The following is a 17,881-nucleotide window of genomic DNA, read 5'->3' as shown; positions in this document are numbered from 1 at the left end:
ACCGCAGGCCGCGGTGCCGAGCACGAGAGCGGTCGCGAGCAGCGGGCCCGCGATCGTGAGGAGACGGCGACGGGCGCCGGGTGTTGCTGCACTCATGGACTTCCTCCAGAGCTGGGATATGTGGGTGGTGCCTGGTTGCCGGTGCTGTCAGGCCCGGCCGTCCGGGCTGCTCCGGACGGCCGGGTTGTTGCTTCGTCCTCAGCCCTACGGGCCGCTGACGAGGTTGACGACGTTGTTGCCGGAGTTGGCCGTCCCGCCGGTGTTGTTGATGACGCGGTTGATGGTCCCGGTGCCGCCGAGCGAGACGGTCACCATGTTGTGGAATCGCGTGCCCGAGGTGGGCACCTCGAACGCCCGCTCGGCCACCACGGCCGGGTTGACGTTGAAGTAGCAGTAACTGCCCAGGCCCCAGGCTTCGTGGCTGGTGACCGTGTTGGCCACCTTGTACGCCGCGTAGCCGCGGGTGGAGCCGTTCATCCAGGCCGCCTGGTTCGGCGGGTCGTAGGGCAGCTCGTTCTGGAAGAAGTAGGTCCGCCCGCCGTTGCCGTTCCAGATCACCTGGTACTTCTGGTAGTGCTCGACGAACAGGCCGTAGAACGTGATGTTGTCGCCGTTGACGACCAGGCCCGTGTCGGCGGTGTTGGTGTTCCACCCGACGCCGGAGCCGTGGTCGGCCCGCCAGATCCAGGTGTGGTCGCCGATCACGTGGTGGCTGTTGATGACCAGGCTGGTGGTGGCCTTGCCGACGCCCGCGCCGCCGATGCGGAAGAAGACGTCGTGCAGCGAGGTCGGGTTGGCGGCGTGGCTCGCGCTGGAGCCGGCCGGGCCGACCTGCATGAGCGTGGCCGAGTTGGTGCTGCCGGCGTCGATGAGGATGCCGGCGAGCTTGACGCCGTCCACGTCGGCGACCGACATCGCCATGACCCCGTTGTCCGGGATGATGGTGGCCAGGCCCAGGCCCAGCACGACGGTGTCGGGCCGGGTGATCCGGATGGTGTCGTTGACGTGGTAGACACCGGGCGTGAACAGCAGGTTCTGCCCGGCGGCCAGGGCCGCGTTGATGGAGGCCGCGGTCGCGCCGGCCTTCACGATGTGGAACTGGCTGATCGGCAGGGACGTGCCGGCGGGGGTGCCGTTCGCCCAGGTGGTGCCGGTGCTGTTGCTGCGCAGGCCGGGCACGAAGACCTGGTACGCGCCCGCGCTGTCGACGTACAGGAAGGGCTTCTCCCGCACGACCGGGGTCGCGCCGACGTTGGTGTAGGGCGGGCTCGGGAACGTGTTGCCGGGCGCGCCCTGCGTGCCGACGAACACCATGTTCCAGTTGGACCCGGCCCAGCTGCCGAACTGCGAGTTGCGCGAGATCCACTGCTGCTGGCTGCCCGAGTTCACCTGTCCGTCGATCTTGACGTCGGAGAACCAGCCGCCGCTGGCCCAGCCGCCGTCGTCGAGCAGCAGGTTGCCGCGCACGTGCATGCGGCGGTACGGGGCGGCCTGCGACACGGCCCAGCGGTCGGTGCCGCCGGTCGGGGTCACCGACAGGTTCTCGGCCCCGCGCCAGAAGTTCTGGGTCGCGTTGTTCGGCGGGAACCAGTCGGCCTCCACGTGCACCGAGCCGTTGATGTTCACCGCGTCCGGCGAGAAGCCCAGACCCAGGACCTGGGTGTAGAAGCCGACGTTGACGTTGACGTTGTAGTTGCCCGGCTTGAACATCAGCGCGTACCGCTGGGTGCCGAACTGGTTGGTCTCCTGGCCGGAGAACACGCTGTTCAGCTGGGACTGGATGGTGGACGCCGACATCGACGGGTCGAAGATGCGCACGTTCGGGCCGAGGTCGGGGTTGTTCGGGTTAGGCGGCACGGTGCTCGGCGAGGGCTGCGGGCCGCCGACCGGGTTCAGGAAGAATGACTGCGCTCCCGTTCCGTTGCAGGTGTACTGCACGAGCTGCACGCTGTCGGCGGTCGAGGCCGCCGGCACGTCCAGGCACTTGCCGCTGTGCCGGCTGACGAAGTGGTATGCCCCGTCGGCCTCCTGCACCGCCTGCCACTGCTGGTTGTTGCCGCCGCCGTAGAGCCACAGGTGGATCGCGGCGTTGTCGGCCGTCGAGACGTTGGAGACGTCCCAGACCTGGTTGACGGCCGGCGCGGTGCCGACCTTGAAGTAGCCGCCGCTGGTGGAGTCGAAGCGCCACTGCTGCGCGGCGGTGCCGTTGCAGGCGTACTGCTGCACCGCGGTGCCGTTGGCGCTCGCCGCGGCCCGCGCGTCGACGCACTTGCCGTTGGCCTTGTTGACCACCGTGTACGTCGTCCCGGAGGTCACCGCGGCCTGCGCCGTGGTGCTGCCGAGCACGACCACGGCCGCCGCGCCGACGCCGGCGAGCAGGGACGCGGTCAGCGTCGTGATGATCAGCCGCCGCCTCATGAGAACGTCCACTTCTGGTTCGCGCCGGTGGTGCAGGACCAGATCTGCAGGCGGGCGCCGTCCGCGGAGCTGTTGTCCTTCACGTCCAGGCAGGTGCCGGAGAACTGGTTGACGAACTGCTGGGTGGAGCTGTTGTAGGTCCACTTCTGGGAGGTGCCGGTGTGGCAGTCCCACAGGTGGGTCAGCGTGCCGTTGGCCGCGTTCGGGCCGGCGATGTCGAGGCACTTGCCCAGCGAGCTGAGCCGGCCGCTGGAGTCACGCGTCCAGGACTGCGCGCCGGTGCCGTTGCAGGTGTAGAGCTGGATCGCGGTGCCGTTGGCGGTCGCCGCGCCCGCCACGTCGATGCACTTGCCGGCCAGGCCGGTGATCGGGCTGGTGCCGGTGCCGCCACCACCACCGCTGCCGGGCGTGCCCGACCAGGTGAAGGTCGCGGTGGTACGCGCCGGGAGCGTGTACACGAAGGACTGGTTGCCCCAGTTGACCCGCACCGACTGCGACGACGTGCCGCCGTTGTGGGCGATCAGGGCCTTGGACCCGTCGGGGTTCTTCCACGCGACGTTCTGGATGGTGCCGTTGGCCGTCGAGTCGATGCGGTACGCGCCCGGCTTGACGAACTTGGTCAGGTGGCCGGTGGTGTAGTACTCGATGGTGTAGTCGACCTGGCCGGCCCGGGAGCCGCCCTCCTGCACGGTGATCAGGCCGGTGCAGACGTCGCAGCCACCGTTGTGCGGGCCCATGAACTGGTTGAGCGCCAGGCTCCACTTGACCAGGCTGCCGCTCCAGTTACGGGCGTAGTTGACGATGTCGGCCATGTCCTCGTTGTGCTGGTTGCCGATCCAGGTCCCGCCCGAGTGCTCGGTGCTGAACTGCTTGACCGCCGGGTACTGGTTGTGCACCTGGGTGCCGACCGCCGGGTCGCCGAAGTAGCCGTGCCAGGCGATGCCGCCGAACAGCGGGTCGTTGCGGATGCCCGCGTCGGCCAGCGTGCCGGAGCTCATGCTCGCGTAGTCGCCGTAGTTCCAGTCGTGGATGAGCACCTTGGTGGTGATGCCCGCGGCCCGGAACGCCGGGTAGACGTGGTTCTTGGTGAACTCGGTCAGCCCGGAGGTGTTCCAGCTCATGCCCGGGTAGTTCATCGCGGTCGGGTTGCCCGACTGGCAGCAGTTGGGCTCGTTCTGCACCGAGATGTAGTTCACCGGCACGCCGATGGCCTGGTAGCTCTGGATGTACTTGACCAGGTACTGGGCGTACATCGGGTAGTACTCGGCCTTGAGCCAGCCCATCTGGTCCATCCGGCCGTTGTCCTTCATCCAGCCCGGCGCGCTCCACGGCACGCCCTTGATCCGCAGGGCCGGGTTCAGGTTCTTCGCCTGCTGGGTGAGCAGGCGGACGTTGGTGTCGTAGCCGTTGCTGCCGAAGTCGTTGAGGTTGCAGCAGGTGTCGTCGAGCGAGACGTTGCCCGGCCGGGACAGGTCGGACGCGCCGATCGGGTTGCGCACGAACGACAGGCCGATGCCGTCGGTCGGCGAGAACAGCTTGCTCATCACCTGGTCGCGGGTGGCCGCGCTGATCGGGCCGCCGCGGAGCAGGTAGGCGGTGGTGTCGGTGATGGACGCGCCGCCGCCCTCGAACTGCTGGTAGGTGGTGCCCTCGTTGACGGTGATGGTGTGGTTGGCGCTGCCGCCGGCGGGGCCGAAGGCGATGTTGCCCTGCTGCTGCAGGCCGCGGGTGACCGTGCGGCCACCGGAGTCGGACGTGGTGGTGAGCCAGACGCTGACGCTCTCGCCGGCCGCGTAGGCCGAGGGGGCGATCATCGAGCCGGTCACCAGGAAGGCGGTGGCCGCCGTGGCGGTGAGCGCCACGGCGGTGGTCCAGCCTGACCGGGGACGGAACACGCGGGACCCTCCTTTCGACATAGCCATGGCGAGCCATGACAGGACAGGGGCGCGGGATTCGCCGGGCGCGCCGCGTGAGAGGTGGCGCGTCGCGACGAGTCGCGTGGGGCGGTGGAGGACCGGGCGGCGGTGGGGCTGCCGCCGACCCGGCCCGGGCTGTTCCTCTTGCCCAGGAGCGTCGATGTAACTGATGTAACAGAATGATCGACGTCCTGTTGACAGCACTGAAACATAAGGCATTCCGGCCTGTCAAGGGTTAGGTATGTCCGGGAAAGGCAGCAGGATTCGACGGCATTCTCGTGGAACAAAATGAAACTGCCGCTGCCAGCGGAGAAAAGGAAGGACGCCTTCCTATAACGTTCGACGATCGGCGGAACCGTCAGCGCCTCGGCGCGGCCGCCGTCGAGTCGCGGATGACCAGCTCGGTGCCGAGCGACACGTGCACGGCCTCCAGGGTGTGCCGGTCCAGCAGTCGCATCAGCATGGTCACCGCCATCCGGCCCATCTCCTGCAGCGGCTGGCGCACCGTGGTCAGCATCGGCGTCGTCGCCCGGCTCACGTCGATGTCGTCGAAACCGGCGATCGACAGGTCCTGCGGCACCCGCAGCCCGCGCTCGTGCGCCGCGGCCAGCGCGCCGACGGCCATCTTGTCGTTGAACGCCACCAGCGCCGTCGGCCGGTCCGGCAGGTCCAGCAGCTCCCCCGCCGCCCGGTAGCCGTTGTCGGTGTTCGGCTCGTTGACGTGGCGCACCAGCTCCGGCGTGGGCAGCACCCCGGCGTCGGCCAGCGGCGCGACGTACCCGGCCATGCGGGCGTCGTTGGCCAGCCACTCCGGCGGGCCGCCGATGATGCCGACCCGGCGGTGGCCCAGCTCCACCAGGTGCGACATGAGCCGCCGCGCCCCGGCGAAGTGCGCCGCGGACACCGTCACGATGTCCTTCGGGGCGAGCGTCCGCGGATCGATCACCACGAACGGGAACTGCTGGTCACGCAGCCGCACCAGGTCGTCCGGCGACTCGGGTGGCAGGATCAGGATCGCCCCGGCCACGTCCGGCCGGTCGGCCAGCGTCGGCAGCACCGCCGCCGTCTGCGCGGCCTCGCCCGCGTTGAGCAGCATCTGTCGCCCGTGCAGCTCGATGGTCTCCGCGATCGAGCTGACGATCAGCCCGAAGTAGTCGGTGAGCACGTACGGGCAGCGCACGTAGACCGCGCCGGTGGCCGGGGGCAGCTCGCCGCGGCGCAGCGGGGCCTTGTCACCGCGCCGGTGCACAGCCTGCAGCACCAGGTCACGCGTGTGCGGCGCGACGTTGGCCGCGCCGTTGAGCACCCGGGACACCGTCGCGATGGACAGGCCCGTCTCCGCCGCGATGTCACGCACCGTGGCGCGTACGCCGACCGTTCTAGGCATGGGCGCACACGATACCCGACACCCAGCGTGATGAACCGTCACTCAACACGCGGCCATCATGGCGGCAGACCCGGCCCGTTGGCCAGCCCCGCCGCACCGCGCCAGCTCATGATCATCCGACGTGCCTGGCAGTCGTGCGAAAGCGGCCTCAAGATACGCCCCGATGCCTGGCAAGTCGGATGATCGTGCATTGGCTGGGCGACGCGAGGACGCGGGGTCGCATAGGGTCCGGGGGTGCTTGAGCCGTCCATGCCCCAGACCTCGACCGGCGAGCGGTGGTCCTGGGCGTATCCGGCACCGCCGCGCTGGCTGCTGTGGGACGAGTACAGCGACGGCGGCGAACGCGCGGTCGCCGTCTGCCACGACATCGACGGCCTGTTCGCCGACTCGCCGCCACCGGCGTACGAGCGGCTGACCCTGCTCGGCTGCCGCCCCGAGGGGCCGTTGGCGGCCGCGCTGCACGGTGACCCGTGGCTGGGTGACCTGGTGCTCGAACCGGTCGACCACCAGCACCCCGCGAAGTACGGCGATCGGGTGACCCCGCCCTACTGCTGCGCGGCGTACCTGTGCGACGTGACCGTCACCGGGGCGAGGCCGTCGGCGGCCGGTGGCGGGCTGCTCGACGTCGACCTGTCGGGCGTGGTCGACCGCCGCGACGAGGAGCCGCCGGCCGACCGCCCCACCGGCACCGGGTTCCGCCTCACCCACCGTGAAACGCCGCTGGGGGTCTGCCAGGACGTCGCAGGCGTCCACCGCGCGCGCCCCGACCTCTCGTCGGCCCCGGTCACCCTGGTCGGGTGCCGTCCGGAACCTCCGCTGCGCGACGCGCTGGCCGCCCTGGCCCGGCCCGGCGCGGCGGCCCGCCGTCGCCGGATCACCGCGACGGTGCGGGCCGTCAAGGCGGACGGCACGACGGTGTCGGCGGTGTCGACGGGCCTCTTCGCGTCGGTGACCGGCGTGCGCCCTTCGGCCGTCGGCGACGGTCTGCTCGACGTCACCTTCGACGGCGGGATCGGCGACCCGTTCCCCACCGGTGCCAGGCAGATCTGGGACCGCTGGTACGCGGGTCGGCCTGCCGAGCCGGGCGAGTGGACCGGCTACGACCGCGCGCTGCGGCACGAGTGGGCCGGCGCGGCCCTGGCTCACCACGGCTTCGGCCTGCCGGACCGGCCCGCCGGGCGGACCTACCACCTCGACGGCCGCTTCGTGACCGACGTCGAGGGGTTCTACTGCGCGATCGGCGAAGCGGTCAACGGCCCCGGCGGCTACTTCGGCTGGAACCTGGACGCGCTGGTCGACTGCCTGCGCGGTCGCTGGGGGGCCGAAACTCCACTCAGCCTGGTCTGGCACGACTCCGCGGTCGCCCGGCAGCACCTCATGCCCGGCTACGACCGCCACCGGTGGGGTCTCGCCATCACCTTCGACTACCTGCTCGGACTGCTCGCCGAACACCGCGTCCGGGTCGAGCTGCGCTGACCCGCCGCTGTGAGCGACACGGCACAGGCGATTCGCTGCGTTCTCCCAGGATTCACCCAGCCCTCATGGATAGAGTCCCCAGACAGCTGGGCCGCCCCCACCAGCGGTGATCTACGAATCCCCCACATCATTCCTGTGGAAAGGTGACGCGATGCCCGCGACGACCCGACCCGCCTCGCGGCGGCCGGACAAGACCGGCGGCAAGGGACGCAAGAATCTCAAGGCGCCGGTCAGCGGCGGTATGAGCACCAACCTGAAGTTCACGCTCGGCGTGCTGGCGGCGGTCGCGCTGATCGTCGGCGGGGCCGTGTTCTTCGCCATGAAGGGCGGCTCCGAGCCCAGCGCCGCCGCGGCGAACCTGGTGCGCGCCGACTCGCACCGGATCTCCACGGCCGCTGACGGCAAGGTGACCATCGTCGAGTTCCTGGACTTCGAGTGCCCGTCCTGCGGCCGGGCCTACCCTGCCGTCGAGCAGCTGCGCAAGGAGTACGCCGGGAAGATCACGTACGTGGTGCGGGAATTCCCGCTCGAGATGCACCCCAACGCGATGAACGCGGCCGCCGCCGCGGAGGCCGCCGCCAACCAGGGCAAGTTCGAGGCGATGTACACCAAGCTGTTCAGCACCCAGCAGACCTGGGGCGGGCAGCAGGCCGACCACGCCAAGACCTTCGACGGCTACGCGGAGGAACTCGGGCTGGACATGGCGAAGTTCCGCGCGGACGTCGCGTCGCAGCAGGTGCGGGACCGGATCGCGACCGACCAGGCCGACGGCGCGGCCGCGGGGGCGCGGGGCACGCCGACGTTCTTCGTCAACGGCGAGCTGTTCGAGCCGGCGGCCACGTACGACAACCTGAAGGCCGCGATCGACGCGGCGCTGGCGGGATGAGCATGACCACGATCGAGCGGCGCGGCCACGCCGAGCAGACCGGCGTCGAGGAGCACCTGGCCCCGCGCCGGACCACCGTCGACCGGGCCATCGGCTGGATCCTGACCGTGACCGGCGTGCTGGGCACGGCGGCGGCGTTCACCCTGGCCGTGGAGAAGATCCATCTGCTGACCGACCCGTCGTACACGCCCTCGTGCAGCATCAACCCGGTGCTGTCCTGTGGTTCGGTGATGATCACCGAGCAGGCGTCGGCGTTCGGCTTCCCGAACCCGCTGCTGGGGCTGGGCACGTTCCCCGTGGTCGTGACGCTGGGTGTGCTGGTGCTGGCCGGGGTGCGGCTGCCGCGCTTCGTCTGGCTCGGGCTGCAGGCGGGGGCGACGTTCGCGCTGGGCTTCGTGTTCTGGCTGATGTTCCAGTCGATGTACCGCATCGGCGCGCTGTGCCCGTACTGCATGGTGGTGTGGGTCGCGGTGGTGGTGCTGTTCTGGTACACGACGCTGTACAACCTGCACCACGGGCACCTGCGCGTGCCGGCCCGGCTGCGCGGCGCGGTGGACCTGGCCGTGGACGTGCACGCGGTCGGGCCGGCGCTGTGGCTGCTGGTCACGGTGGTGCTGATCGCGCAGGCGTTCTGGAGCCAGTGGCAGATCATGCTGGCCTGAGCATCCCGGTCGCCGCGATCTCTCCTCCCCGTCGCGGCGGCCGGTTCTTCCCGTACCCCCGCCCCTCCCCACCCGCGCCGACCCCGCCCCCGAACGTCGCGCCCCACCCGTCCTTTCATAAACGTTGGCCTATCTCGTCGAAAACGATCGCGATTCTTTCGACGAGATAGGCCAACGTTTATGGAAATCGGGTGGGTGCGGGAGTGGACGGCGGCGTCGATGTGCGCAGGTGCGGACCGCTTCAGCAGATGCGTGGGAGCGGGTCGCCGACCAGCAGGTCCATGATGCGGGTGCCGCCGAAGCGGGTGCGCAGCAGCACCAGGTGGCCGGGGTCGTCGTCGACGCGGCCGATGACCGCCGCCTGCTCGCCCAGCGGGTGCGCGCGCAGTGCGGCCAGCGCCGCGTCGGCCGCCTCCGAGGCGACGACCGCCACGAAGCGGCCCTCGCAGGCGACGTAGAGCGGGTCGATGCCGAGCAGCTCGGCCGCGCCGCGTACGCCGGGGCGCACCGGCACCGCCTCCTCGTCGACCACGATGCCGACCTCGGCGGCGCGGGCGATCTCGTTGAGGACCGTGGCGACGCCGCCCCGGGTCGCGTCGCGCATGGCGCGCACGCCCGCCCCGCACGCGTCGAGCAGCGCCGCGGTCGCCCCGTGCAGCGGCGCGGTGTCCGAGCGCAGGTCCACCTCCAGGTCCAGATCGCCGCGGGCGATCAGGACGGTCATGCCGTGGTCGCCGACAGGCCCGGACACCAGCACCACGTCCCCGGGCCGGGCCCGGTCGACGCCCAGCTCGTGGTCCCGCTCGCGCAGCCCGACCCCGGCCGTGGTGATGTAGCAGCCGTCGGCCTGCCCGCGCTGCACGACCTTGGTGTCCCCGGCGACGATGCGCACGTCGGCCCTGCGGGCGGCGGCCGCCATCGAGGTGACGATGCGGGTGAGGTCGGCGACCGGAAAGCCTTCCTCCAGGATGAACCCGGCCGACAGGAACAGCGGGCGGGCGCCGGCGACCGCCAGGTCGTTGACGGTGCCGTTGACGGCCAGCTCGCCGATGTCGCCGCCGGGGAAGAACAGCGGCGAGACGACGTACGAGTCGGTGGTGAAGGCCAGCCGGGTGCCCGCGATGGTCAGCGCCGCCGCGTCGTCGAGCGCGGCCAGCTGCGGGTTGTGGAACGCCTCCAGGAACACCGCCTCGACCAGGCTCTGCGTGGCCTTGCCGCCCGCGCCGTGCGCCATGGTGAGGCGTTCCTCGCGGACCCGGGCGCGGGCCCGGCGGGCGCGGGCGACCCGCTCCATGACGGCCTGCTCGCTGACCCCGGCGACCGCCTTCGCCCCGGCCTCGGTGACCGGGCCGTCGAGCGTGACGTCGCCGCTCACCGGGCCGTCACCTGCAGCAGGCGCTGGCGGCGGAAACGGCCGAAGTTGTAGTACGCCGCGCAGGCGCCCTCGGGCGACACCATGCAGGTGCCGATCGGGGTCTCCGGCGTGCACGCGGTGCCGAACACCTTGCACTCCCACGGCTTGAGCACGCCCTTGAGCACCTCGCCGCACTGGCACGACTGCGGGTCGGCGACCCGTACGCCGGGCACGTCGAAGCGGCGCTCGGCGTCGAAGTCGGCGTACGCCTCGGTCAGCCGCAGCGCGCTGTGCGAGATGAAGCCCAGGCCGCGCCACTCGAAGAACGGGCGCAGTTCGAGCACGTCGCCGAGCACCTTCAGGGCGGTCGGGTTGCCGTCCCAGGGGACGACCCGGCTGTACTGGTTCTCGATCTCGCAGCGGCCCTCGGCGAGCTGGGCGAGCAGCATGTCGATCGAGTGCAGGATGTCCAGCGGCTCGAACCCGGCGACGACCAGCGGCTTGGCGTACTGCTCCGCGATGAACCGGTACGGCTCGCAGCCGATCACCGTGGACACGTGCCCGGGGCCGAGGAAGCCGTCGAGGCGCTGGTCGGGCGAGTCCAGGATGGCCTTGATCGCCGGGAGGATGGTGACGTGGTTGCAGAAGACGGAGAAGTTGGTGAGCCCCTCCGCCTTGGCCCGCAGCACGGTGACAGCGGTCGACGGCGCGGTCGTCTCGAAGCCGATGGCCATGAAGACGACCTGGCGGTCCGGGTGCTGCCGGGCGATCTTCAGCGCGTCCAGCGGCGAGTACACCATCCGGATGTCGGCCCCGGCGGCCTTGGCGTCCAGGAACGACCCGTCGCCGCCGGGGACCCGCATCATGTCGCCGAACGACGTGAGGATGACCTCGGGGCGTCTGGCGATCGCGATCGCGTCGTCGACACGGCCCATCGGGATGACGCAGACCGGGCAGCCCGGCCCGTGCACCAGCTCGACCCGCTCGGGCAGGTAGTCCTCCAGGCCGTGCTGGTAGATGGTGTGCGTGTGTCCGCCGCACACCTCCATGAACTTGTACGTGCGGCCCGGCTCGCACCGGGCGGCGATCCGGGCCGCCAGTGCTCGGGCCTGTTCGGCGTCGCGGAACTCGTCCACAAAACGCATCGTCGCCTCGCTCAGTCGATGGTGGAGCTTCGCAGGGCGGTCAGCTCGTCGGCGTACGCGTCCCCGAGGCTCTTCAGGAAGTCCATCGCGGCCGTCGCCTCGGCCTCGTCGATCTTGGATAGCGCGAAGCCGACATGGATCAGCACCCAGTCACCTTCGTTGATCTCACCGGGCTCGAACAGCCCGATGTTGATGGCGCGTCGTACGCCGCTGACGTCGACCTGCGCCAGGTCCGGCCGGTCGGCCATGATCTCGACGACCTCGCCGGGGATGCCCAGGCACATGCGCTCAGGCCCGCAGGTCGACGAGGTGGAGTTCCTCGAGGATGAGGTCGTCGCCGCCGGTTACCACCACGTCGGCGCTGCCGCAGAAGGCGCAGACGGGCAGCATGTCCATGGACTGCTCGGCCCGGCCGCAGGCCGAGCAGGTCACGTGCGCGGGCACGGCGACCATGTCGATCTCCGCCCCGTCGGCGGTGGTGCCGGTGGCGACCAGCGCGAAGCCCTGCTTGAGGGCGGGCTCGGCGACGCCGTGGCGTACGCCGATGCGCACCTTCACCCGGTTGACCCGGCGGCCCTCGGCGCGCTGGGTCACCGCACCGAGGATGCTCTCACAAAGTCCGATTTCGTGCATTTTATCTCCTTTATTCCCGAATGCCCAACGTCCGTCAGGCCGCCGGGGAAACGGACCCACTTGACTGTGCCAAGGTTGAGGAAAGTACTTTCCCCGATGGAAAGTTGAGCGTACTTTCCTTTTAGGAAACTACTTCCTCAAGGAGGTCGCCGTGACCGAGCAGATCCGCCCCGACGAGGCGGCGCAGGCGCTCACCCGGATACGGGAGCAGCAGGAACACGTCGTCGACACACTGTCCATCCCCGACTGGTACTGGTGGCTGCTCGGCGGGCTCGTGCTCGGGTTCACCGCCGCCGTCGAATCCGCGAACCCCACCGTGATCGGCGTCGGCGTGACGGTGTTCGTCCTCGGCCTGGTCGCCGGCACCGCGTGGGCCGTACGCGGCTCGCTGCGCGCCCGGCTGAGCAACGCCCTGCTGGGCCCGCGTGGCATCGGGCTCGTCCTCGGCTTCGTCGCGCTGACCGTCGCCGTCTCGCTCGGGCTGGCCTTCGGCCTCCAGGCGGCGGCGATCGGCCACCCGGCGACCTGGGGCACCCTGGCCGCCGCGGTGCTGCTGGTCGTCGGCGGGCCACTGCTCACCCGGGCGCTGCGGCACATCATGCTCGCCCGCGGGTCGCGATGACCGCCCCCCGGTTCGACGAGCTCATCCACGCCCCGACCCGGCTGGCCATCGTCGCCCTGCTGGCGGCGTCGCAGTGGGCCGAGTTCAAGTTCGTCCGCGACAGTGTCGGACTGTCCGACTCGGCACTGTCCAAGCAGCTCACCACGCTGGAAGAGGCCGGCTACGTCGAGATCCGCAAAGGCTTCGTCGGCAAGCGGCCGCGCACCTCGGCGGCGCTGACCCCGGCCGGGCGGGCCGCGTTCGCCCAGCACGTGGCGGCGCTGGAGGAGATCGTGGCGCGGGCGGGCGCGACGATCCTGCCCCACGGCTGAGCCGCGTGCACCCCGGCCGGGGTGCACGCGGCTTCGCGGATCAGGCTTCGAGAGGCAGCGCAGCGGCCAGGCGGCGCCACTGCTCGCGGGGCAGGCCCGGGTCGGCGGTCACCACCTGCACCGCCAGGTGATCGGCCCCCGCGTCCAGGTAGGCGGCCGCGCGGCGGGCGATGGCCGTCTCGTCGCCCATGGCGAACACCGCGTCCAGCAGCCGGTCGCTGCCGCCCGCTCGGAAGTCGTCCTCCGTGAAGCCCCACCGCAGCAGGTTGTTGGTGTAGTTGGGCAGCTGGAGGTACAGGGCCAGGTGGCCGCGGGCCGCCGCGCGGGCGCGGTCGAGGTCGGTGTCGAGCACCGCCTTGAACTCGGGCGCGAGCACGGCCTGCGTGCCGAGGATCTCCCGGGCCTGGGCGGTGTGCTCGGGCGTGACGAGATAGGGATGCGCACCCGCGGCCCGGTCGCGGGCCAGCGCCAGCATGCGCGGGCCGAGCGCCGCCAGCACGCGGTCGCGCACCGGCACCGGTTCGGCGGCGGAGTCCAGCGCGGTGAGGTACTCCGTCATCGCCGTGTACGGCTGCGCGTAGCGGTCGGTGAGCCGGCTGTGGCTCACCCCGAGCCCGAGCACGAAGCGGCCGGGGAAGGCGCGTTCGAGCTCGGCCCGCTGCGCGGCGACCTCCGCCGCCTCGTGCTGCCAGATGCTCAGGATGCCGGTGGCCACGGTCATCCGGGACGTCGCCGCCAGCAGCGGGCGGGCGTACCCGACCGCCGGTCCGCTGCCGAGCCAGAGCGTGCCGTAGCCCAGCTCGTCCAGCTCGGCCGCCGCGTCGGTGAACTCGCCTGTCAGCGTCCCGCCGCCGGAGCGCAACGCCTCGGTCCAGGCCGCGCTCCAGACCCCGATCCGGCCCCATCGATCGTGCCGCGACACGGCACCCCCCTCCGCTGATTGCCCGTGGTCACATGCTGCGCATCTTGAGGTACCGCTTCACGTCCGGGAACGTACGCACCAGCACCGCCGTCACACCGGCCAGCACCAGCCCGGCCATCACCTTCTTGAGCGTCACACCCGTACTCCTGTCTCTCGATCCTCTTGCGCCGGCGCGGCGGCGATCAGCCCCGCCGGCAACGGCAGCGCGCCGGTCAGCGCGGCCGGGCCCAGCTCCCACAACTGCCGTACCAGCGCGACCGCGGGCTCCACGGCGGCCTCGACCGGCGGGCTCAGCCCCATGCGCTCGGTCAGATCGGCCGGCTCGCAGCCGACCAGCAGCACCCGCCCGGGGGCGCTGCCGCAGCTGTCCAGCAGGTCCAGCACCCGCTGCGGCTGCATGCCGTGCGGGTCGACCAGCACCGGGCCGTCGTCGGCCCGCCCGGCCGCCCGGTCGGCCGCGCCGATCTCCAGCAGCCGCACCGTGCCCGGGGCGTCACCGCGGCAGTCGACGTCGATCAGGACGGTCGCGTCGTAGCCGGCCATCAGGTCGTACGCCAGATGCACGCCGCGGATGCCGTAGTCGGCCACCCGCAGCCAGGTCGGGCACGGCCCGGCCAGCAGCCGCGACGCCACCGCGACGCCGAACCCGTCGTCGCCCAGGAAGATGTTGCCCAGCCCGGCGACCAGCACCTTGCGCCGTGCGCTCATGCCCGCTCCTCGCTGCGCTCGTCGCCGGCATGAGCCGCCGGCCCCATGAATCGCTCGCCATGCTCGCTCACGCCCGCTCCACCTCGCTCGTGCTCACGCCGGACACCACCGTGACCTCCTCGGGGGCGAAGTAGCGGAACCGGCCCTGCAGGATCTGCAGGTCGGCGGCGGGGTCGTCGTCCAGGGTCACGGCCAGGTGCGTCGAGCCGTCCACGTCGAGCAGCACCGCCTGCACGGTGGCGACCCGGTCGACCAGGAACATGTCCTGCGCGTCGCTGCGCCGCCCGCCCGGGTGCAGGCGCACCCGGCTCCCCCGCCCGACGGCGGTGCCGTCGATGACCACGGTGTCGGTCGCGGGATCGACGGAGGAGTCCGCGCCCGGGTCCCACCACGGACCGTCAGTGCCGAACACGTCGGGCGGCCCGGCGGCGGGCACCGGGCGCAGCTGCCGGATCGCCCCGTGGAGCCGCTCGAACACCTCCGGCGGCAGCGTCTCGGCCCGGCCCAGCAGCGCCTCACCGCGCGGGTCGGTGGCCCGCACCAGGCGCTTCTCCTCGTCGGTGAGGGTGAGCGTACGCAGCACCAGCAGCTCGTCGATCTCCAGCGCGTCGAACATGTCGCCGGGGCTCTCCGGCGCGACCACCGGGTGGTCGTACAGGATCACCGGCGCGGACAGCATCGCCTCGCGGCTGCCCTCCGGGCCCAGCATCACCGGCCACGTCCTGACGTTGCGGCACTCCCGCACCGCCGCCTTCGCCCACTCCGGCGGGTCGAGCAGCGACACGAAGCCGCCCGAGGTCAGCGCGAACACGCTGTGCGCCGCGATCAGCGAGTACCGCAACGCCTCCGGCCGCTCCAGCGAGCCGACGATGGACTTCCTTTCGGTTCGGTTGGTGACGGTGGCGGTGAGGCGCAGGAGGCCGTAGGGGCCGGGGAGGAGGTCGGCGTGGAGGCGGAGTTCGGCGTGCAGGGGATGCCGCACGCGATGGAGGCGGACGGTCGGGGAGAGTTGATCGGTTTCGGTGGTGCCTGGGATGTCGAAGGGTTGTATGTGGTCGGAGGCGTTGACCAGGTCGGAGAGAGTTACGACGAGGTCGGTGGATTGTTCGACGGTCTCGTCGAAGGGCAGGTGGATCACGCCGTCGATCTCTGCGGAGGGCACCGGGTGGTAGCCGTCGCCGAAGTCGGTTTCGACGGTGCGGCGCTGGGCCTGGAGGAAGCGCAGGCGCCAGTGCAGGCGGGTGTCGGGGCGGGGCTCGACCAGCAGCTGGGTCTGGGACCAGGTGTACTCGCCCAGGGCGTCGTTCGCGTAGGCGGGGGGAACCAGGACGCCGAACTGCCAGCGCAGCTGGTTCTTGGCAGCGTCGGCGCGGTACGGGTAGAGCAGGCAGCCCTCGTAGAGCACCGCGTCGGCGACCGCGCGGGCCTGCTGGAACGCGTCGCTCAGCGCGGTGTCGGGCACAGTCCGTCCTCCTTCGCCGCGAGCAGGGCCGTGAGCGCCTCGTCGGCCGTCGGCACGGCGTGCCGGGCCTGGTGGCGCAGCAGCGCGTCGACGGTGTCGCGGCGCAGCCGCAGCCAGGCCGTGTCCGGGAAGTACAGGTCCATCAGCTCGCGCCACACGGCCACCGGCAGCGCGTACGCCGCCTCCCGGTCCCACGGCACCCGCCCGACCTGCACGCCGCCGGGTCCGGCCTCGAACAGCGTGCCGCTGAACAGGAACGTCATCGGCACCGTGCCCTCGGCGAGCGCGTGCAGATACTTGCCCAGCCCGGGTTCGAGGTCGTACGTGCAGGGCACCATCAGGTCGAACTCGGTCTCGCCGGTGAACCCGGGCACGGTCGCGCCGACGGTCGCGAAGTGCAGCGCCTGCATGCTGGTCGCCCAGCGCGCGGGCGCGCCGAACACGTAGTCCAGGCCCTGCGCCTCGGACTCGGCGTAGGTGCGGGCGCGCGGGTCGATGCGCAGCTGGCAGCTGAGCACGAGCGCGTGCACGCGGACGTCCGCCGGGGCGGTGATCCGCAGCCGGAAGCGCAGCGTCGGCCCGGCGGCCCACGGCAGCGCCTGCACGTCCACGCAGGCGAACGACAGCTCAGCCATGCGCCGCTCCCACGGACACCCGGGTCGTGGCGTTCTCCCGCACCTGGGCGAGCCAGCCGTCGATCGCCGTCCACGCCTCCTGGCCGCCGTCGAAGCCGCGCCAGTGCAGCCGCACCAGGCCGACCAGGCGGTAGCAGACGTCGATCGGCACCACGTACGCCTCCGGGCCGTCCGGGGACCGGTGCAGCAGCAGCGCCAGCACGTCCGGTGGCAGCTGCGCCGTGTACGGGTGCCGGGCCAGCACCTTCGCCCAGACCTCGGACGGCAGCTGCGACTCGGCGGCCCCGGCCGGGCTCGGGTAGAGCGCCACCGGCTGGCCGAGGGAGCTGTTGACGAACACGAACGCCAGCCGCACCGGCACGTCCAGGGCCGTCCAGTCCAGGTCGGACAGCGCGAAGTCCGGCAGCGCGGTGTGCTCGCGCGGCACCGCCGCGAACCGGTGCGCGCCCGCCGCCGCTCGGGCCGGCGGTTCGTCAGCCGAGGTGAACAGCAGGTGGCAGGGCCGGCAGGCGCACGGCATCGACCTGTTCGCCAGGTCGACGAGGTGGTCGTGCTCGGCCGGGATCACTGCCGAGCACAGCTCGCAGCGTTCCGGCACGGCCGGCGCGACGGTGGCGGGCGGCGCGGGCGCGGTCAGGTAACGCCGCAGGCCGGCGGTCATGCGGGCGCGCCGGTCGGCGCCTTGGGCCGGTGGCCGATCTGCAGCAGCTTCTGCGGGGCCGGGGCCTCCTCCAGCACCACCTCGACGATCTCGGGCGCGGCCTGCTGCACCAGCCGGGACACCAGCTCGCCCGCCGACTCGCCGGTGCTGCCGCAGCCGCTGCCGCAACCGCCCGCGGTGGTGATCCGGGCGGTGCCCGCGGCGTCGATGTCGACCAGGGTGAACTCGCGGCCGAGCCTCCTGCGGGCCCGGTCCAGCGCCACCAGGACCCGTTCCTCGATCGGCACCGGGTGCAGGCCGTACAGCGCCAGCAGGCCGCCGACCAGCTCGTCCTCAGCCAGCACGCGCAGCTCCTCGGTGACGCCGGGCACGGTGACCAGGCCGTCGAGCAGCCGGGCCAGCCCGGCCTCGTTGAGGTGCAGCAGTTCGCGGACCACCCCGTCGGCGGCGGTCCGGGCGGCCTGCCCACCCGCGCTCTCGACCTCCCCGAGCAGCCCTTCCACGCGTACGCCGACGGTGTGCGGGTCTAGCGCCAATACGCGGTCCATGTGCTGGTCGCTCATGCCGCCGCCTCCGGCGTCGCCATGAGCCGGACTGTGCCCATGATTCCCTCGCTCCGCTCGCTCATGCCGCCGCCTCCGGCGTCGCCATGAGCCGGACTGTGCCCATGATTCCCTCGCTCC

General features: G+C 71.5%; 19 protein-coding genes. 5 read left to right on the top strand and 14 right to left on the bottom strand.

The annotated features are described in order from the left end of the window. Positions 1 to 204: 204 nt before the first annotated feature. From Cco03nite_RS39900 to Cco03nite_RS39890, 3 genes are all read right to left on the bottom strand, one after another. Entirely contained in the window at positions 205 to 2,418 is a 2,214-nt protein-coding gene (locus tag Cco03nite_RS39900) for an RICIN domain-containing protein (RefSeq protein ID WP_203699240.1), read from the bottom strand. Next, the gene (locus Cco03nite_RS39895) at positions 2,415 to 4,313 is read right to left on the bottom strand and encodes an RICIN domain-containing protein (protein WP_239168043.1); all 1,899 of its coding nucleotides are present in this window, start codon (positions 4,311 to 4,313) and stop codon (positions 2,415 to 2,417) included. Before Cco03nite_RS39895 ends, Cco03nite_RS39900 begins: the two co-directional genes overlap by 4 nt. Before the next feature lie 379 nt (positions 4,314 to 4,692). Next, positions 4,693 to 5,721 carry a LacI family DNA-binding transcriptional regulator gene (locus Cco03nite_RS39890; RefSeq protein WP_203699239.1) on the bottom strand — a complete coding sequence of 343 codons (1,029 nt, stop codon included), beginning with the start codon at positions 5,719 to 5,721 and terminating at the stop codon, positions 4,693 to 4,695. 234 nt (positions 5,722 to 5,955) lie between these two features. On the opposite strand from Cco03nite_RS39890, the gene Cco03nite_RS39885 reads away from it, so the two are divergent. The 3 genes from Cco03nite_RS39885 to Cco03nite_RS39875 all read left to right on the top strand — a co-directional run bounded on the left by Cco03nite_RS39885 (position 5,956) and on the right by Cco03nite_RS39875 (position 8,745). Continuing rightward, the gene (locus tag Cco03nite_RS39885; protein ID WP_239168042.1) at positions 5,956 to 7,197 is read left to right on the top strand and encodes a barstar family protein; all 1,242 of its coding nucleotides are present in this window, start codon (positions 5,956 to 5,958) and stop codon (positions 7,195 to 7,197) included. 241 nt (positions 7,198 to 7,438) lie between these two features. Beyond that, positions 7,439 to 8,083, top strand: a complete 645-nt coding sequence (locus Cco03nite_RS39880; RefSeq protein WP_203699243.1) for a DsbA family protein — start codon at positions 7,439 to 7,441, stop codon at positions 8,081 to 8,083. Between the two features lie 2 nt (positions 8,084 to 8,085). Further along, positions 8,086 to 8,745 carry a vitamin K epoxide reductase family protein gene (locus tag Cco03nite_RS39875; protein WP_203699238.1) on the top strand — a complete coding sequence of 220 codons (660 nt, stop codon included), beginning with the start codon at positions 8,086 to 8,088 and terminating at the stop codon, positions 8,743 to 8,745. Between the two features lie 241 nt (positions 8,746 to 8,986). Here the strand turns inward: Cco03nite_RS39875 and hypE are convergent, their stop codons facing one another. The 4 genes from hypE to Cco03nite_RS39855 are packed head-to-tail and all read right to left on the bottom strand — an operon-like array spanning position 8,987 to position 11,877. Beyond that, a complete protein-coding gene (hypE, locus tag Cco03nite_RS39870) occupies positions 8,987 to 10,120 on the bottom strand; it encodes a hydrogenase expression/formation protein HypE (protein WP_275412115.1) in 1,134 nt (377 codons plus the stop codon). After that, positions 10,117 to 11,244 (bottom strand): hydrogenase formation protein HypD, encoded by a 1,128-nt coding sequence (hypD, locus tag Cco03nite_RS39865; protein WP_203699237.1) that lies wholly within the window; start codon positions 11,242 to 11,244, stop codon positions 10,117 to 10,119. The genes hypE and hypD overlap by 4 nt, the downstream gene beginning before the upstream one ends. 11 nt (positions 11,245 to 11,255) lie before the next feature. Beyond that, entirely contained in the window at positions 11,256 to 11,528 is a 273-nt protein-coding gene (locus Cco03nite_RS39860) for a HypC/HybG/HupF family hydrogenase formation chaperone (protein ID WP_203699236.1), read from the bottom strand. A 4-nt stretch (positions 11,529 to 11,532) separates the two neighbouring features. Further along, the gene (locus Cco03nite_RS39855; protein ID WP_203699235.1) at positions 11,533 to 11,877 is read right to left on the bottom strand and encodes a hydrogenase maturation nickel metallochaperone HypA; all 345 of its coding nucleotides are present in this window, start codon (positions 11,875 to 11,877) and stop codon (positions 11,533 to 11,535) included. Positions 11,878 to 12,028: 151 nt separating this feature from the next. Here Cco03nite_RS39855 and Cco03nite_RS39850 point away from each other — a divergent pair, with 151 nt between their 5' ends. Beyond that, the gene (locus Cco03nite_RS39850) at positions 12,029 to 12,499 is read left to right on the top strand and encodes a hypothetical protein (protein WP_203699234.1); all 471 of its coding nucleotides are present in this window, start codon (positions 12,029 to 12,031) and stop codon (positions 12,497 to 12,499) included. Next, a complete protein-coding gene (locus Cco03nite_RS39845) occupies positions 12,496 to 12,810 on the top strand; it encodes a winged helix-turn-helix domain-containing protein (RefSeq protein ID WP_203699233.1) in 315 nt (104 codons plus the stop codon). The genes Cco03nite_RS39850 and Cco03nite_RS39845 overlap by 4 nt, the downstream gene beginning before the upstream one ends. A gap of 40 nt (positions 12,811 to 12,850) precedes the next feature. Here the strand turns inward: Cco03nite_RS39845 and Cco03nite_RS39840 are convergent, their stop codons facing one another. The 7 genes from Cco03nite_RS39840 to Cco03nite_RS39815 all read right to left on the bottom strand — a co-directional run bounded on the left by Cco03nite_RS39840 (position 12,851) and on the right by Cco03nite_RS39815 (position 17,761). Then, positions 12,851 to 13,732 carry an LLM class F420-dependent oxidoreductase gene (locus Cco03nite_RS39840; RefSeq protein ID WP_239168040.1) on the bottom strand — a complete coding sequence of 294 codons (882 nt, stop codon included), beginning with the start codon at positions 13,730 to 13,732 and terminating at the stop codon, positions 12,851 to 12,853. A gap of 28 nt (positions 13,733 to 13,760) precedes the next feature. Next, positions 13,761 to 13,868 carry a DUF6893 family small protein gene (locus tag Cco03nite_RS43225; protein ID WP_373314444.1) on the bottom strand — a complete coding sequence of 36 codons (108 nt, stop codon included), beginning with the start codon at positions 13,866 to 13,868 and terminating at the stop codon, positions 13,761 to 13,763. Beyond that, entirely contained in the window at positions 13,865 to 14,440 is a 576-nt protein-coding gene (locus Cco03nite_RS39835) for a hydrogenase maturation protease (protein ID WP_203699232.1), read from the bottom strand. Before Cco03nite_RS39835 ends, Cco03nite_RS43225 begins: the two co-directional genes overlap by 4 nt. A 67-nt stretch (positions 14,441 to 14,507) precedes the next feature. Next, positions 14,508 to 15,902, bottom strand: coding sequence for a hypothetical protein (locus tag Cco03nite_RS39830; RefSeq protein WP_203699231.1), 1,395 nt, complete (start codon positions 15,900 to 15,902; stop codon positions 14,508 to 14,510). Continuing rightward, the gene (locus Cco03nite_RS39825; RefSeq protein ID WP_203699230.1) at positions 15,884 to 16,537 is read right to left on the bottom strand and encodes a DUF6084 family protein; all 654 of its coding nucleotides are present in this window, start codon (positions 16,535 to 16,537) and stop codon (positions 15,884 to 15,886) included. Before Cco03nite_RS39825 ends, Cco03nite_RS39830 begins: the two co-directional genes overlap by 19 nt. Continuing rightward, entirely contained in the window at positions 16,530 to 17,198 is a 669-nt protein-coding gene (locus tag Cco03nite_RS39820) for a DUF5947 family protein (protein WP_203699229.1), read from the bottom strand. The genes Cco03nite_RS39825 and Cco03nite_RS39820 overlap by 8 nt, the downstream gene beginning before the upstream one ends. Continuing rightward, a complete protein-coding gene (locus Cco03nite_RS39815; RefSeq protein ID WP_203699228.1) occupies positions 17,195 to 17,761 on the bottom strand; it encodes a NifU-related iron-sulfur-binding protein in 567 nt (188 codons plus the stop codon). The genes Cco03nite_RS39820 and Cco03nite_RS39815 overlap by 4 nt, the downstream gene beginning before the upstream one ends. Between the last annotated feature and the right edge of the window lie 120 nt (positions 17,762 to 17,881).

It is taken from the genome of Catellatospora coxensis (assembly GCF_016862635.1).
In the GTDB taxonomy this organism is placed as follows: domain Bacteria; phylum Actinomycetota; class Actinomycetes; order Mycobacteriales; family Micromonosporaceae; genus Catellatospora; species Catellatospora coxensis.
The sequence above is the reverse complement of the archived record's forward strand: the minus strand, read 5'-3'. Positions and strand labels throughout refer to the sequence as shown.